This window comes from Kitasatospora sp. NPDC029312, from assembly GCF_055569215.1.
The window spans coordinates 1-13,829 of record NZ_JBVHXY010000022.1 but is presented as its reverse complement, the minus strand read 5'-3'; the positions used below and the strand labels follow the sequence as shown (position 1 = coordinate 13,829).

The following is a 13,829-nucleotide window of genomic DNA, read 5'->3' as shown; positions in this document are numbered from 1 at the left end:
CCACCCGACCGCCGGGATGGCCGACGAGGCCCCGGCGGTCACCCACCCGCGCCACAGTCGAACGGGAGCACCCACCATGCGCACCACCCCCGCCACCTGGGTTGAGGCGGACTCCTGGCTCGCCGTCCTCGCCCAGCGCGGCCACCTCCACCGCGTCGAAATTGGCCTGGACGGCGCCCGCAGCGTCCAGCGTGGCCGGCACTGTCGCCCCTGGACTCTCCACCACCCCGTCCTCGCCCTCGACTTCGTCGAGGACCTCCTCATCGACATCCGCCAGCGCGACAGCGAGGCCAGCCGATGACTGCCTCCAACCGGGACGGCACCACGCAGGGACCGGAGCGTGACCATGATCAGGCTCCTGGCGGAGCAAGTTGTGGGGTAAGGAGTCCTTACCCCGCCCCCGCCCCGAAGGGGGCGGAGGCTCCCCGGTCGGCGGCAGACCCAGGGGGGCCTGCCCCCGACCGGGGAGTCGGCCCAGGGGTGCCGACGCAGGGGGAGAAGCAGCAGACCCCGCCGACCGTCGAAGCCGTCCGCGCCCCGCCGCGTCGCCGCCTGCGCCAGAGCGTGCCGCGTACCAACCGCATCTGCCCCCGATTCAGCGACCCCGAGTGGGCTCTCCTCCAGCGCGCCGCCGCCCGAGCCGAACTCGCCCCCGGCGGCTACACCGCTGCCGCCGCCGTGGCCGCCGCCGCCAGCACCGACCCCAGCGCCGCCGTCGCCGACTACCGGCGCGGCATCCAGGAACTCATGGAGTCCAACCGCCAGCTCGGCGCCGTGGGCAACAACCTCAACCAGCTCACTCACTACGTGAACGCCGGCGGCCAGCCGAGCGCCGAGCTCCGGCAGCTCCTGGCCCGCGTCGAAGCCTCCATCGACGCGGTCGACGAGGCCGTCGACTGGCTGGTCCGCCGGTGATCCCCAAGATCCGCACCGGCACCGACCGCGCCTTCCCCCTCATCGACTACCTCTTCGGCCCCGGCAAACACGAGGAGCACACCAACCAGCACCTCGTCGCCTCCTGGAACAACTTCGCGCCCGACCCGGGCCCCAACCCGGAGCGGCACCAGGTCGCCAAACTCGCCAACCAGCTCGACCAGCCGGTCAAGGCTCTTGGAAAGCAGGCCCCCGCCACCAGGATCTGGCACTGCTCACTGCGCACCGCTCCCGGTGACCGTCACCTCGACGACGCCGAGTGGGCCACCATCGCCCGGCGCATCGTCCACGCCACCGGCATCGCCCCCGAAGGCGACACCGCCGCCTGCCGTTGGGTCGCCGTCCGCCACGCCGAGGACCACATCCACATCGCCGCGACCCTGGTCCGCCAGGACGGGCGTCTGGCCGGCCTCTCCTACGACAAGCGCAAGGCCCAGGCTGAAGCCCGCCTCATAGAGACGGAGTACGGCCTGCGACAGCTCAACCCCGGTGACGGCACCGCCGCGAAGAACCCCACCAGCCAGGAGCACTTCAAGGCCGAACGAACCGGCCGCACCGAGCCCCCGCGCGAAACCCTTCGCGAAGCCGTCCGCCAAGCCCTTGCCGGAGCCGACAGCGAGGAGGAGTTCTTCACCCGGCTTCGCGAAGCCGGCCTGCGGGTGAAGCTCCGCCATCTGCCGTCCGGCGACCTGATCGGCTACAACGTCGCCCTGCCCGGCGACCGCAACCGCGCCGGCGAGCCCATCTGGTTCCCCGGGTCCAAACTCGCTCCCGACCTCTCACTGCCCCGAATCCGCCGCCGCCTCCACACCGCACCCACCAGCCCGGAGCCGGACAACCACCCGGCCCGCACCGGCCGCTCCGCTCCAGCGCGCCGACGACGGGACGCCGCCGGCACCGCCGAGCGCGCCGCCGCCGTCCTCGACCAGGACGACGACGAAGCCGCCGCCGCCCAGCTCGTCGGCGCCGGCGAACTCCTCGACGCCCTCGCCCAGACCTCCCCGGCCGCCACCCGCGCCGAACTCCGAGACGCAGCCCGCGCCTTTGAACGCGCCACCCGCAGCCACATCCGCGCCGAGAACGCCGACATCCGCGCCCTGCGCTCCGCCGCTCGCGGCATCGTCCAGGCCGGTAGCGCGCTCGGACGGGGCGAGGACGGCGGCGCCACCGCCATGGTCCTGTCCACGCTCGTCCTGGTCACGTTGGCCGCAGCCCGATGGCACTCCGCCCGCGGCCACGCCCAGCAGGCCGCCGCCTCCCGCCAGACCGCCGACCACCTACGCGCCGCCTACCAGCAGGCCGCAGCCACCCCCATGCACACCATGCGCGAGTACGGTCGCGCCCTCCCGGAGGGCGAGCGCCGCCGCCACGACATCACCATCCGCACCGTCCTCGGCGACGCCGGTAACCCGACCGCCCCGGCCCGCGAGCACGACGCCGTGGCCGCCGTCCTCGCGGAAGCCGAGAAGGCCGGCCATGACCCCAAGGCCCTCCTGGAGAAGGCCGTCGAACGGCGGGAACTGGAAACCGCCCGCAACACCACCGACGTCCTCGTCTGGCGCATCCGCCGCCTCGCCGACCTGCCCGCAAACCCCGAACGCCCCCGCACCCGTACGGCCGCCGGCACCCAGGCCCGGACCAGGCCGGACCAGGCTCGCACCGCGCAGCCGGCACCGCCGCAGCCTGCGGCCGACCCGCGCCGCCCGGCACCACGCCGCTGAACCGACAACCTGCGGGCCCTCGCGGCCGCCGCGCAAACCCTTCGACACCCGGTTCCACCAGGCGTTACGCAAATACCCGAGCACCGCGAACGGAGAGCCCGTGACCAGAACCACCGAGCACCCCACCACCGCCCCCGCCCCGATCACCACCGCGGTCCCGGCCGCCTCCGACCCGCTCCTACAACTGGAGCATGAGACCCAGACCCCCAACGGACCGGAGATCGTCCGTGGTCTGCTGCACCCGGCCGAACTCGCGCTGCGCGGCATGCCGGTGACGTGCTCCGGCTGCCGGGCCCCCCGAGACTGGCTGCTGCTCAACCACCGCCGCAACGTGTGGGTCCGCTGCCGCTGCGGAAACGAGTGGCCGGAGCCGGAGATCACCCGCAAGGACTTCGACGCCCTGATCGCTAACCCGACCTGGACCCGCCACGCCACCACCGATGCCGCGAGGGTGGCCCTCGGCTTCGACGGCACCTTCACCGGCATCTACCTGGATTAACGAGCGGTGTTGCATCGGATGCAACATTCGGTGTGATCGGTGCAGGCTGCCGACCTGCTGATTTCTGGCGCCGGCTCCCTCGTCCAGTGTCAGGGCTGGGGCGCATAACCGATGCAACGATGTTGCGTTAAATGCAACGTGAGTCGAGCGGTGGATCTCCCCGGTGCAGCGCACCCGACGCTGACGACAGGCGTTGTCAATCTCGACCCTGAGCCTGCCGTTTTCGAGGCGATGCTGGACGGGTGGTCCCTGCAGCAGCGGGCGAGGTTCTTGGGCTGGGACCAGACCATCAAGCCGAGGCTTCGGCTGGTCCGCCGACTGGCAGAATTCACCAACCAATATCCGTGGCAGTGGATGCCGTTGGAGGCAGAGGTGTTCATGGCCGGCTCCTGGCCGAGATCGAACCCCACCACCGGCAACTCCTTCAGCCGTACGCCACCTGGCTCGTCCTGCGACGCCGGCGCCAATCCCGTACCCGAGGCGTGACCGACTCCAGCGTTTCCTACGCCCGAGACCAGGCCCGTTCGGCGCTCAACTTCCTTCGCTGGCTGGAAAAACGAGGCATCGCCCTCGGCTAGTGCTGTGACTGAGAAGGTTCGCCGGGTGGGTGCGATCAGTCGGAGCGCGCTGCTTTCCATATCCACGAGGTTTGGCGGGGAAGGCCGTCCAGTTCCTGGCGGCCGGTGCACCAGAGAAGCACCTGGACGGGGTCTCCAGGAGGGGCGTCGGGGAACAGACGACCGAGCACGGCCGCGCATAGCGGTGCGGGCGGCTGCCAGTCCACGGCCAGTCCCTGCGTGATGTCGTGTGTGTGCAGCAGAGCTTCAGCGACGCCCATTGCTGCGAAGCCCTCGGGATCACAGGGACCCCAGTGCCAGGCCCGCAAGGCCGGACTGGCTGCGGCCAGGGCGCAGCTGAGGAGGCGGCCGCAGGCGGTGACCGTCTGGAGTACCTCGGTCGGGGAGGCAGTGGGGCGGATGTTCAGGTCGAAGGGGAGGTAGGAGTCGGCGGGACGTGCTGCCACCTGCCCTGCGTAGGCCAGCAGGTCGTGCCCGATGTGCGCCGCCGTCTCCCAGCAGCTCCATTTCAGCGGACCTGCTGGCACGGTCCAATCCTTGTCGGCATGCGGTCCGAGTACCTTCAGCAACTCTGCCAAGGCCGTGTCGACGTCCCGATGGTCCATGCGGAACTCCTCGTGAGGTTCGTGCTGTGCAAGTGGGCTGTGTTCTTGGCGTCTTTCACGCCGCTCGGGTTCCGGGTCGCCCTCCCCAGCGGATGCCCTTTTCGCTGCGGATGCGGGCTCGTTCCTTGCGCTGGGCGGCTAGGACATCGGGATGGCGGGCGTTGGTATTGCGCCAGCGTAGATAGCGGTGCAGCGAGCGGGTCTGGGCCGTGTGATTCGGGTGGTCCGAGTTCGCCAGGGTGAACTGCCGCAGCGGTCCGAAGTGCGCCTCGATCGGATTGGCCCAGGACGCGTTGGTCGGGGTGAAGCACAGGTGGACGTTGTGGTTCTTCGCCCAGCGCAGGATCTTCTTGCCGTTGTGGGCGGAGAGGTTGTCCAGGATCACGTAGACCGGAGCGCCGTCCGGGCGAGCGGCTCGGATGGAGCGGAGCGCGGCCAGGGTGTTCGCGGTGCCCTTGCGACGCCTGTTCACGCCCCACAGGGTGTCGTCGCCAACTGAGTAGCAGCCGTGGAAGTAGGTCACGCCGTGGGTGCGGTGGTAGGTCGCCGGGAGCCGGTCCGGTCGCCCCTGCTCGGCCCAGCTGGTGCCCGCGGTGGGTCGGATGCCCAGCGGGCCGAACTCGTCGAATGCGAACGTGCGGTCGGGGAAGTGCTCCAGGACGTGCTCGATCCGGTCGAGTTTGGCGTCGTAGTCGGGGTCGGTGGACTCTTTCCAGGTCTTGGTGCGCTGGAAGGTGTCGCCGCGTCGGGCGAGCAGGCAGCGCAGGGCCTCGCGGCCGATGCGGATCACCCGGCCGTGGACCCGGCGGAGGTAGGCGAGCAGTTTGCGAATCGACCAGCGGGTGAAGGGCTGGCCGAGCTTGGCAGGGCGGGTCGTGGCCGTCTGGACAACGAAGTCCTCGTCGTCAGGACTGAGCAGGCGGGGACGGCCTCCCGCCCACCGAGGGTCCAAACAGGCCAGGCCGATCTCGTTGAACCGGTGGATCACGTCCCGCACCGTGTCCTCGTTCGCCTGCACGAGCTGGGCGATCACCGGGACCCTGTTCCCGCCAGCCGAGGCCAGCAGCATCATCGCCCGCCGATAGCGCACCGTGTTGGTGCTGCCTCGACGCACGATCCGCTGTAACTGCTGGGCTTCCTGGTCCGTGAGCCTTCGGACCCTGACCGGCTCTGCCACTGGCCTCGCTCCTCCGAGTTGAGACGTCTCGCGACATCCAACCGGCTCAAGACCTGCCAGCGCCAACCCGGTGAACCTTCTCGGTCACAGCACTAGGCAGGCCAGCACGGTGTCGACCAGTGGCTCACCGAGGGCAGCACCACCCGCCGACGACCTACAGTCTCAGAGGAAATTGAGCTTCGGGCGTGCCGGCCTGGCGGCTCGGCTGGTGGGTGATCAGCGGGCGGTATAGCGGACGAGGACGAGCTCGGTGCTCGTCCGGCGGTGGGTGGCCCGCTGTGCGGATCGGTCGGAGACGAGTGAGGCGATCGCGCGATGGGTCTCGGCATAGGGATCGCGACGTCTGTACAGCCCCCTTCTCGCGGCCCGGCCGGGACGATCACCATGTCTGCCGAGGCGTAAAACAGTGGACAGCCCTCCGACGTTGGGCGAGCATCCCATGATGAATGATGAACCTCTCTCCATCCCTAAACGCGTGCGCTTCGTCGAGCTCAGCGCAAAGGCGCTGCGGGCGCTTGCCGACGGTGACCTCGCCGGCGGCAGCACCGAGGCCGGAGTCGCGCTTGACGAACACTTCGTCAGTGACCGGGCCCGCTGGATCTTCGGCTACCGCGCCGACCAGCTCGCCAAGGACCCGTCTGCCGCGCCCTGGATCACGCGGGCGGCGGTGTCCGAGCGGGACGGGGTCGTCGTCGGCGACGCCGGGTTCCACGGGCCACCGGACGAGGCCGGCATGGTCGAGGTCGGCTACACCGTCGTGCCCGGGTACCGCCGCCAGGGCTATGCCCGCGCCATGCTGAGGGCGTTGCTCGTCAGGGCCGCCGCCGACCCCGGTGTCAGGACCGTGCGCGCCAGGATCGGATCCGACAACACCGCCTCCCTGGCCACCATCGCGGGCTTCGGCTTCACGCGCGTCGGCGAGCAGGGCAACGAGCGCGACGGACTCACGATCATCTTCGAGGTCCCGGCAGACGCGATTCAGGCCGAGTACTCTACGGCCTCGGCGGACATGGTGATCGTCCCGGTCGGGCCGTGACATGAGAAGGGCCGCACGGGTTGGGTGAGTTGTGAAGCTGAGCACCTGGGCCCGTGCAGTCTGTTCCCATCCTGCCCTCTCCGGTGTCTCACGCGCACATTTCGGCAAGTTGCTCGCCGAGCTCGCCAGTGCGTGGGAGGCCACGCGGCAGTCCGCGCTCCGCGAGGCCCGGGGCGAGGAGCGTCGGCGGGCGGAGGGTGCCGGCCGGAAGCCCAAGCTGGTTCTTCCTCGATCGGCTGCTGGTCACCCTGGTTCATCTGCGCCATCAGTTTGCCGCACCTGGTGCTCGCCGAGCTCTTCGAGGGGGATCGCTCCTCCGTTTCCGCGGCCATCCCATCGGAGGCCGTGGATGAGGACGATGAAGCGCCCGGCTTGGCGTCAGGCCCCGGCCAAGGCGGAGTGCGGCGGGGTGCCGTGCTGGACGTCGGCCGCGGGGGCGTGTGGGTGTACTTCGGCGCCTTGGTGGAACGGGTAGTCGGTGTAGCCGGCTTCCCCGCCGCCGTAGAACGTGGTCGGGTCGGCCGCGGCCAGCGGCAGGTTCTCCCGGTAGCGGCGGACTAGGTCCGGGTTGGCCAGGAACGGTGTGCCGAAGGCGACCAGGTCGGCGTACCCGGCGTGCACCGCTGCCTGGGCGCGCGCGAGGTCGTAGCCGTTGTTGGCGATGTACGCGCCAGCAAACCGCTCCCGCAGCTCGCGATAGTCGACGGATGCGGTCGTCGTCGCCATCTCGCCCTCCAAGACGTGCGCGTAGGCGAGGCCGCGCGGGCTCAGCTGCCCGAGGACGTACGCGAAGTGGCTCTGCGGGTCGGAGTCCGACATCGAGTTGAAGCCGTTCTCGGGGGTGAGGCGCACGCCCACCCGCGCGGCGGGCCACTGCTCGCAGACGGCGTCGAGGACCTCGTTCAGCAGGCGCATGCGGTTGGCCGCGCTGCCCCCGTACGCGTCCGTGCGGTGGTTGGTCCCATCGCGCAGGAACTGGTCGATCAGGTAGCCGTTGCCGGCGTGGACCTCGATGCCGTCGAACCCCGCCTGCTTCGCGAGCTCGGCGGCGCGGCGGAACTGGTCGACGATTCCCGGCAGCTCGTCGGTGTCGAGTGCGCGGGGCGTCACGAAGTCCTGCGGGCCGGTGTAGGTAACGGCCTGGCCGGCGGGCGCGAGTGCGGAGGGGGCGACGGGTGCCTGCCCGTCCAGCAGGCTCGGGTGGGAGACGCGGCCGCAGTGCTGCAGCTGGACGAAGATGCGCCCGCCCTCCTCGTGGACCGCGTCGGTCAGCTGCCGCCAGCCGGCTATGTGAGCGTCGGCGTGCAGGCCGGGGGTGAAGGGATAGCCCACCGCCAGCGGCGAGACCGTGGTGGATTCCGCGATGATCAGACCCGCGGTGGCGCGCTGCCGGTAGTGGGCGGCCATCAGCGGGGGAACGCACCCGTCGGCGTCAGCGCGGTTGCGGGTCATCGGCGCCATCACCATCCGGTTGGCGAGCGTGAGGCCGCCGAGGTCGAACGGCGCGAACAGGTCGAGGTGCATGCGGGGCTCCAGCGTTGCGGCGAACGTCGTAGGACGGCTGTCCTAGAGCGCCGTCACGCTAGGCCGCTGGCCTCGGCGGTGTCAACGGCTTGACGATCTAGGACGACTGACCTACGTTGTGCCCCTAGGTCGATTGTCCTACAGCCTCGGGAGGGGATCACCATGACTGCTGTGGCGACCCGCGAACAGATCGTTGCGGCGGCCGACAGGCTCTTCTACCACCACGGCTACGAGCACACCTCGTTCGCGGACATCGCCGGAGCCGTCGGCCTGTCGCGGGGCAACTTCTACTACCACTTCAAGTCCAAGGACGCGATCCTCGACGCGGTGATCGACGCCCGCCTCGCCGACACCCGCCGGATGCTGGAGCAGTGGGAGGCCCAAGCGCCAACCCCCGCCGGCCGCATCATGCGGTACATCGAGATCGTGCTGACCAACCGCGCCGACATCCAGGACTACGGCTGCCCCGTGGGCACCTTGACCACGGAGCTGGCCAAGCTGGAGCACGCCATGCTCGGCCAGGCCGGCCGCCTGTTCACCCTCTTCCGCACCTGGCTACGCGAGCAGTTCACGCTGCTCGGACCGGCCGAGCAGGCCGACGAGCTGGCGATGCACGTGCTCGCCTTCAGCCAGGGCGTCGCCGTCATGGCCAACGCCTTCCACGACGAAGCGTTCATCCAGCGCGAAGTCGACCGGATGCGCGACTGGCTGCACACCTACGAGAAATGAGAGATCGCATGTTCGTGGTCCTGCTCCGGTTCTCCGACAACAAGGCCGCCGCCGCCCAGCACATGGCCGGCCACCAGGAGTGGATCAAGCGCGGCCTGGACGACGGGGTCTTCCTCCTGGTCGGTAGCATCGAGCCGGGCCTCGGGGGCGCAGTCCTCGCCCACTGCACCTCGCCCGAGGACCTGCACAAGCGCGTCAACGAGGACCCGTTCGTCGCCCAGGACATCGTCACCGCGGAGATCATCGAAATCGCGCCGGGCATGGCGGACGAGCGGCTGAGCTTCCTGCTGTGACGACACCGTTCCCCGGACCCGACGGCGCACCGCGCTGTGCGTGGAGCGGATCTGGCCCGGAGTTCCTCGCCTACCACGACACCGATGGGGCTTCCCGGGCGACGGCCAGCGCCTGTTCGAGAAACTGAGCCTGGAGAGCTTCCAATCGGGGCTCAGCTGGCGCACGCACGATCCTGGCCAAGCGCGAGAACTCCCGCGCCGCCTTCGCGGCCTTCGACATTCCGGCCGTCGCCCGATTCGACCAGCACGAGATCGAGCGCCTCCTGGGCGACGCGAGTATCGTCCGGCACCGCGGCAAGATCGAGGCAGTGATCAACAGCGCCCGCCGGGCCGAGGAACTGGTCGAGAGCGGGGGTCCCTGGCGGCGTTCGTCTGGCACTAGGAACCCGACGCAGCCGACCTGGCTGAACCGCCGCCGCGGGGGCCGCGGTCAGGGGGAGGACAGACCGTGCAGGGCATCACCGCCCCTCCGGGCGAGGGCGGTCGGCGGCGGGGCGTAGCCGAGCTGAGCCGCCTGGAACTGGCCGTCCGGGCTCACGCGTGTTGTCGGGCGGGTGGGCGTATGGCGAGGCCGCCCCGGCCTGGTGGGCGCGGGGCGGCCTTGTGCGGCGGCGTTCAGGGGTCAGCGAGGCGGTTGGCGAGTTCGAGGGCCGCGGTGGCGACAGTGAGGGCGGAGCACAGACCGGTGACCTCGTCTAGGGTGGGACGCACCAGGTGGGGCCAGTCGTCGGGGGCGGCGGGCCAGGTGGCGAGGTGGACGTCGGATGTGGCGAGGCCGAGGCGGGCGGTGACGTCCCAGCCGGCTTCGGGGATCTTCTCCCACCGGAGCAGGATGCGACCGAAGGGCAGTCTCGGTGCGGTGGTCGGGAGCCAGATGACCTCGATCGGCTGGCCGGGGTCGGCGGGGACGCGGCGGACGAGCGCTCCGCTTGCCCACGGCGGCATGGGGTGCAGCGCGAAGTGGTCGAGCGGCTGTGGGCGGGTCAGGCGGCGGGTGGTCGGGATACAGGCCTCCTTGGGGGGCGGTGGTTCAGGTCCAGGCGAGTTCGTCGCGGACGGCGGCGGGCAGGTAGCTGTCCTGGCCGTCCTCGGCGAGGTAGGCGATGCCGTCGTGGACGACGACGTCGGTGCCGATGTAGTGGGCGAAGGCCCAGTCCGGGTTGACGGCGAGGCGGACGCGCAGGTTCGGGTCGACGGTCTGGAGCTGGGCGATCAGGTGGGCGACGGTCAGGTACTGGGGCAGGGTGGTCTCCTGGGTGCGGTGGCCGTTCGGGTGTTCGGGGTGGCAAGGGCGTTGCGGGTCGAGCCGGGAACGTTATGCGGGTGAGCGTGGTGTCCGGCGCTGGGGAAGAACGAGCCCTTCGTGGCAGGCCACGGGTCGCAGGACTCCCACGGGTAGTTCCGGGCGAGGACGACGATGCCCTGCGGGCCCTCGACCTCGGGCAGGCCGCAGACGCCGTATCCGCACGTCGGGTCGGCCCGGGGTCTGCCGGGTAGGGGCCGGACGAAGTAGTCGGTGCGGTGGTGGCGCCCCGGGCCGACGGGGGTGAAGGCGGAGTCGATGAGGTCCCCGGGGCGGAGCTCGTCGGCGCGGACACTCCGAAGGACTGGGCCGACGAGGACGCGGCGGGAGGCTCGGTGTTCGGTGGCGGCGGTGACGATGAGCGGGTGGAAGGCGACGCGGTGGGTGTCCCTCGTGATGGGGTGCCCCGGGCCGGGCCGGGCCGGGCCGGGGCGTCGGCGGTGGTTCAGTCGGCCAGGCGGTAGCAGCGCAGGGGCAGTGGTTCGCCCTCGGCGGCGAGGAGCACCAGGCTGTCGTCGGCCAGGCGGGCGAGGGATCTGGCGCCCGCACCGTCGGGCAGGCCGCGGGCGGTGCCGATCTGGCGAACCCGTGCGCCATCGGTCGATTTGGCGAGCTGGGCGACGACACGGGCGTCCCGGCGCAGGCCGCTGTGGTGGACGTCGTCGAAGGCCAGCAGCAGGCCGCTCGCGCCGAGGGCGAGGCCGAGGGCGAAGGCGGCGGACTGCGGTGGGACGGAGAAGGCGTTGGCCAGGCCGAGTGCGGCGATGGCCGGGCCGGGGGATACGGGCGGGGTCGATGGTGATCGTCAGGGTGGTCTCCTTCTCGAAGTCGGGTGTCGAGACGGTTGGTTAGGAGCGCGGCGAGGAAAGCGGCGACGGCTTCGGAGGGGCTGTGGACGCCGAACTCCTGGGTCCACGGAGCGGCGTCGGCGGGCTGGACGCGGATGCGCCAGACGATGCCGCGCTTCCAGGCGCCAGGTCCTCGGGCAGCCAGGCGACGTGGACGCGCCCGTCCGGGCTGGTGTAGTGGATATCGGCCTGAGGAGGGCGAGGATGGGCTCCGTGCTGTGGCCGCTGGAGAGCCAGGAGTGGTCTTCGGCGGTCGGGTTGACGGGGGCGGGCAGGAGGCTACTGGGGGTGTTCACGGGGCCGGGTCCCTTCGTTGACCTGCGGCTTCGGCGACGCGAGTACTTTGACATGCAGCGTCCCGAAGTTCGTAGTCGTTTCCCCGGGTACGGCGGTCTGCCGTGGGCGAACTGGAAGGGAATGGATCGCGGCCCTGGGGTGCTGAACCGGGGTTACGGCGCGGAGCCGTACGGGTCGAAGGGGGACGACGGCGTTGGTGCCGAGCAGAGGCCAGGACATGGCGGCGCTGGAGCGCAAGATCCGCAGCGCGGGCCGGGCGTGGACGATGGGCGACGTCACGTTGATCGCCAAAGGCCAGTGGGCCGTGCGCACCGCGAGCCGGACCGAGCGGGAGGAGGACAAGCCGGTGGAGGCGCGGCCGGTGGACGGGCGTCGGGTAGAGCTGACCGTGGAGGAGCTGGCCCGCGTGGTCGGCGCCACCGATCCGGGCGCCCGCCACGGCCGGGAGGCGAACTGACCGGAGGCTAGCGCCGGCTCGCCACGTGTGGGGCTGCGGCGGCGGCGGCCGGCGGGGGTGGTGAAGGCAGCGGTGATCTCGGCGGGCGTGCCGGAGCCGAACACCGCACGCCACAGCGGCTCCGGACCGGAGGCGGTAGCCGTGGATACTCCATGTTCCCGGGCGGTCCGGCGGGCCGGAGCTGGTGATAACGGTGGTGCGGCAGGGGCTGGTGAAGCGCATGCCGCCGTTCGGCGTGCGGGCGTGGCTCGAGCCGGGTGCTGCGGCCAGTGGGCCGGTGGCGAGGTGCTGGTCGCCGGGGCGGGCGAGCCGCAGCGGCGGAACGGAAGGGTTGGCGGAGGGCACGGGGGCTCCTGGCGTGGCGGGGAGCGGGACCGGACACCGCCATGGGCGGTGAGGCGGTGCGCGGGCCTGGGTCGCTGAGGTCGCGGAGCCGGTCTGCGGCGGGTGTTCACGGTGGTCACCGCCCGCGCGCGGGGCGGGAGGCCGAGACGGCGGCGGGAACCTGCGACTGCGGTACCGAGGCGTGGCTGAACAGCGCGGAGGGGGCGGGACTTCGGCGCAGCGCGGCAGCGGTGCGCGCGGACTGAGCGGGTGGTCCACTTCGGGGCGAGCCGGCGCAGCACGCTCTCGGCACGCTGCGCGTCGGCGGCGCTCATGGGGGTGGTCGGCTGGGAGGACACAGCGGGGAGTTCCTTGGTCAACGGGTACGGGAGGAGAGGGAGGGCCGGGTCGCCGCTGCCGGAGGCGCTGCCTGGGCGGGGCCGGCCGTCGCGGGGAGGGTGCCGCGGTAGAGGGCGGCGACCTGGCGAAGCCGCTCGGCGCGGGCGGCGGCGTTGGCCGCTACGCCCTCCGGGGTGAGGGAGAGCATGTGCCCCATCCGTTCGGAGGAGGTGTTGGTGTCGGCGGTGACGAGACCGGCGTAGATCAGCCGCTCGACGGTCTCGGGCTCGATCGGGGCACCGAGCCCGGAGCCCCAGATCACGTACTTGTCGCCGTGCACGTTCTCGCGCAGCCACAGGTCCCCATGCGCCATCGCCTTCAACGCCGCCCGGGCGGAGCCTTGTTCGTCGTCCCAGGCGGCCGTGGCGGGCCGCGCTTGCTCGTCGGCCGGGGCCGCGGCGCCGTTGGTGCGCGCGGAGTCGTGCTGGATTAGCGAGGTGGCGGTCGGCCGGCCGGCCTCGGCCCCGCGTTCGTAGGCGCTGAGGACCTTGTCGAGCTGCTCGTAGGCCGCTCCCCTGCGGGCGGTGAGCAACTCGACCTGGAGCCCCGCGGACTGGATGATGCCGTTGACGCCGCGCATGCTCGCGTGGTCACCGCGGGCGATCGGCTGCAGGCGCTCGATCACCGTCTGCGCGCGCTGGGTGAGGTCGTGGTGAAGCTCGTCGACGTCCCGGGCACACGAGGCGACCATGGAGGCGAGCCGGGCCAGCGGGCTCTGGTGCGCGTGCCGGTCGGACAGTTGCTAGGCATCGTCGGCACCGAGCCGCTCGTGGACGAGGTGGGCGCCGGGGCGTTTCAGGGGGTCGTGCGGGTTCACGGGGACGCCTCCATCCGGGAGAGGAGGGAGCGGACCAGAGTGGGCAGGCTGTCGGGGCCCTCGCCGCCGAGGCGTACGAAGCTGACCGACTCGTCCAGGAGGCGGTGGGCGTCCTCGGCCAGGGCGCCGATGATCTCCGTGCACGCCTCCGTGAACTCCGCGCAGGCGAGCAGGGTCTGGCCCAGCGTCCGCAGCTAGGGCGTTTCTTTCCGATCATCGGATCGTTGGTCCGGATGTGTCGTTGACTGACGCGCAGTGGGCGCGAATAGAGCCGTTGTTGCCGGACCGG

Annotated in this window: 16 protein-coding genes and 1 pseudogene; 12 read left to right on the top strand and 5 right to left on the bottom strand. The window is 71.2% G+C overall.

The window, feature by feature from the left end:
• Window positions 1-76 precede the first annotated feature (76 nt).
• From ACZ4WV_RS19280 to ACZ4WV_RS19260, 5 genes are all read left to right on the top strand, one after another.
• The gene (locus ACZ4WV_RS19280; RefSeq protein ID WP_465748184.1) at window positions 77-301 is read left to right on the top strand and encodes a hypothetical protein; all 225 of its coding nucleotides are present in this window, start codon (window positions 77-79) and stop codon (window positions 299-301) included.
• A 179-nt stretch (window positions 302-480) separates the two neighbouring features.
• On the top strand, window positions 481-915 hold the full coding sequence (locus ACZ4WV_RS19275; protein ID WP_465748182.1) for a MobC family plasmid mobilization relaxosome protein: 435 nt from the start codon (window positions 481-483) through the stop codon (window positions 913-915).
• Window positions 912-2,654, top strand: a complete 1,743-nt coding sequence (locus tag ACZ4WV_RS19270) for a relaxase/mobilization nuclease domain-containing protein (RefSeq protein WP_465748180.1) — start codon at window positions 912-914, stop codon at window positions 2,652-2,654. The genes ACZ4WV_RS19275 and ACZ4WV_RS19270 overlap by 4 nt, the downstream gene beginning before the upstream one ends.
• Before the next feature lie 100 nt (window positions 2,655-2,754).
• Complete coding sequence (locus ACZ4WV_RS19265) at window positions 2,755-3,153, top strand: hypothetical protein (protein WP_465748178.1); 399 nt, start codon at window positions 2,755-2,757, stop codon at window positions 3,151-3,153.
• A gap of 150 nt (window positions 3,154-3,303) precedes the next feature.
• Window positions 3,304-3,639, top strand: coding sequence for a hypothetical protein (locus ACZ4WV_RS19260; protein ID WP_465748176.1), 336 nt, complete (start codon window positions 3,304-3,306; stop codon window positions 3,637-3,639).
• Window positions 3,640-3,766: 127 nt separating this feature from the next.
• Here the strand turns inward: ACZ4WV_RS19260 and ACZ4WV_RS19255 are convergent, their stop codons facing one another.
• Both ACZ4WV_RS19255 and ACZ4WV_RS19250 read right to left on the bottom strand, forming a co-directional pair.
• On the bottom strand, window positions 3,767-4,336 hold the full coding sequence (locus ACZ4WV_RS19255; protein ID WP_465748174.1) for a DinB family protein: 570 nt from the start codon (window positions 4,334-4,336) through the stop codon (window positions 3,767-3,769).
• Between the two features lie 55 nt (window positions 4,337-4,391).
• A complete protein-coding gene (locus ACZ4WV_RS19250; protein ID WP_465748172.1) occupies window positions 4,392-5,513 on the bottom strand; it encodes an IS630 family transposase in 1,122 nt (373 codons plus the stop codon).
• 424 nt (window positions 5,514-5,937) lie between these two features.
• On the opposite strand from ACZ4WV_RS19250, the gene ACZ4WV_RS19245 reads away from it, so the two are divergent.
• The gene (locus tag ACZ4WV_RS19245; protein ID WP_465748170.1) at window positions 5,938-6,549 is read left to right on the top strand and encodes a GNAT family N-acetyltransferase; all 612 of its coding nucleotides are present in this window, start codon (window positions 5,938-5,940) and stop codon (window positions 6,547-6,549) included.
• 378 nt (window positions 6,550-6,927) lie between these two features.
• Here ACZ4WV_RS19245 and ACZ4WV_RS19240 read toward each other — a convergent pair whose 3' ends face one another.
• Window positions 6,928-8,073: an alkene reductase gene (locus ACZ4WV_RS19240; protein WP_465748168.1), complete on the bottom strand. Its 1,146-nt coding sequence runs from the start codon at window positions 8,071-8,073 to the stop codon at window positions 6,928-6,930.
• A 162-nt stretch (window positions 8,074-8,235) separates the two neighbouring features.
• Here ACZ4WV_RS19240 and ACZ4WV_RS19235 point away from each other — a divergent pair, with 162 nt between their 5' ends.
• The 4 genes and pseudogenes from ACZ4WV_RS19235 to ACZ4WV_RS19220 all read left to right on the top strand — a co-directional run bounded on the left by ACZ4WV_RS19235 (window position 8,236) and on the right by ACZ4WV_RS19220 (window position 9,595).
• Complete coding sequence (locus ACZ4WV_RS19235) at window positions 8,236-8,802, top strand: TetR/AcrR family transcriptional regulator (protein WP_465748166.1); 567 nt, start codon at window positions 8,236-8,238, stop codon at window positions 8,800-8,802.
• Entirely contained in the window at window positions 8,799-9,095 is a 297-nt protein-coding gene (locus ACZ4WV_RS19230) for a YciI family protein (RefSeq protein WP_465748164.1), read from the top strand. The genes ACZ4WV_RS19235 and ACZ4WV_RS19230 overlap by 4 nt, the downstream gene beginning before the upstream one ends.
• 40 nt (window positions 9,096-9,135) lie before the next feature.
• Window positions 9,136-9,222, top strand: a pseudogene (locus ACZ4WV_RS19225) (hypothetical protein); the annotation flags it as partial.
• 43 nt (window positions 9,223-9,265) lie between these two features.
• Window positions 9,266-9,595 (top strand): DNA-3-methyladenine glycosylase I, encoded by a 330-nt coding sequence (locus ACZ4WV_RS19220; RefSeq protein WP_465748375.1) that lies wholly within the window; start codon window positions 9,266-9,268, stop codon window positions 9,593-9,595.
• Between the two features lie 115 nt (window positions 9,596-9,710).
• Here ACZ4WV_RS19220 and ACZ4WV_RS19215 read toward each other — a convergent pair whose 3' ends face one another.
• On the bottom strand, window positions 9,711-10,040 hold the full coding sequence (locus tag ACZ4WV_RS19215; RefSeq protein ID WP_465748162.1) for an esterase: 330 nt from the start codon (window positions 10,038-10,040) through the stop codon (window positions 9,711-9,713).
• A 166-nt stretch (window positions 10,041-10,206) separates the two neighbouring features.
• Here ACZ4WV_RS19215 and ACZ4WV_RS19210 point away from each other — a divergent pair, with 166 nt between their 5' ends.
• Window positions 10,207-10,422, top strand: a complete 216-nt coding sequence (locus tag ACZ4WV_RS19210) for a hypothetical protein (RefSeq protein WP_465748160.1) — start codon at window positions 10,207-10,209, stop codon at window positions 10,420-10,422.
• 1,317 nt (window positions 10,423-11,739) lie between these two features.
• Complete coding sequence (locus ACZ4WV_RS19205; protein ID WP_465748158.1) at window positions 11,740-12,000, top strand: hypothetical protein; 261 nt, start codon at window positions 11,740-11,742, stop codon at window positions 11,998-12,000.
• A gap of 700 nt (window positions 12,001-12,700) precedes the next feature.
• On the opposite strand, the gene ACZ4WV_RS19200 is transcribed toward ACZ4WV_RS19205, so the two are convergent.
• Window positions 12,701-13,414, bottom strand: coding sequence for a hypothetical protein (locus ACZ4WV_RS19200; protein ID WP_465748156.1), 714 nt, complete (start codon window positions 13,412-13,414; stop codon window positions 12,701-12,703).
• Window positions 13,415-13,829 lie beyond the last annotated feature (415 nt).

Excerpts from the sequence above, each read along its gene's own strand:
- ACZ4WV_RS19280 (WP_465748184.1), top strand. The coding sequence starts at position 77 with ATGCGCACCACCCCCGCCACCTGGGTTGAGGCGGACTCCTGGCTCGCC.
- ACZ4WV_RS19255 (WP_465748174.1), bottom strand. The coding sequence starts at position 4,336 with ATGGACCATCGGGACGTCGACACGGCCTTGGCAGAGTTGCTGAAGGTA.
- ACZ4WV_RS19240 (WP_465748168.1), bottom strand. The coding sequence starts at position 8,073 with ATGCACCTCGACCTGTTCGCGCCGTTCGACCTCGGCGGCCTCACGCTC.
- ACZ4WV_RS19235 (WP_465748166.1), top strand. The coding sequence starts at position 8,236 with ATGACTGCTGTGGCGACCCGCGAACAGATCGTTGCGGCGGCCGACAGG.
- ACZ4WV_RS19230 (WP_465748164.1), top strand. The coding sequence starts at position 8,799 with ATGAGAGATCGCATGTTCGTGGTCCTGCTCCGGTTCTCCGACAACAAG.
- ACZ4WV_RS19215 (WP_465748162.1), bottom strand. The coding sequence starts at position 10,040 with ATGCCGCCGTGGGCAAGCGGAGCGCTCGTCCGCCGCGTCCCCGCCGAC.
- ACZ4WV_RS19200 (WP_465748156.1), bottom strand. The coding sequence starts at position 13,414 with ATGGTCGCCTCGTGTGCCCGGGACGTCGACGAGCTTCACCACGACCTC.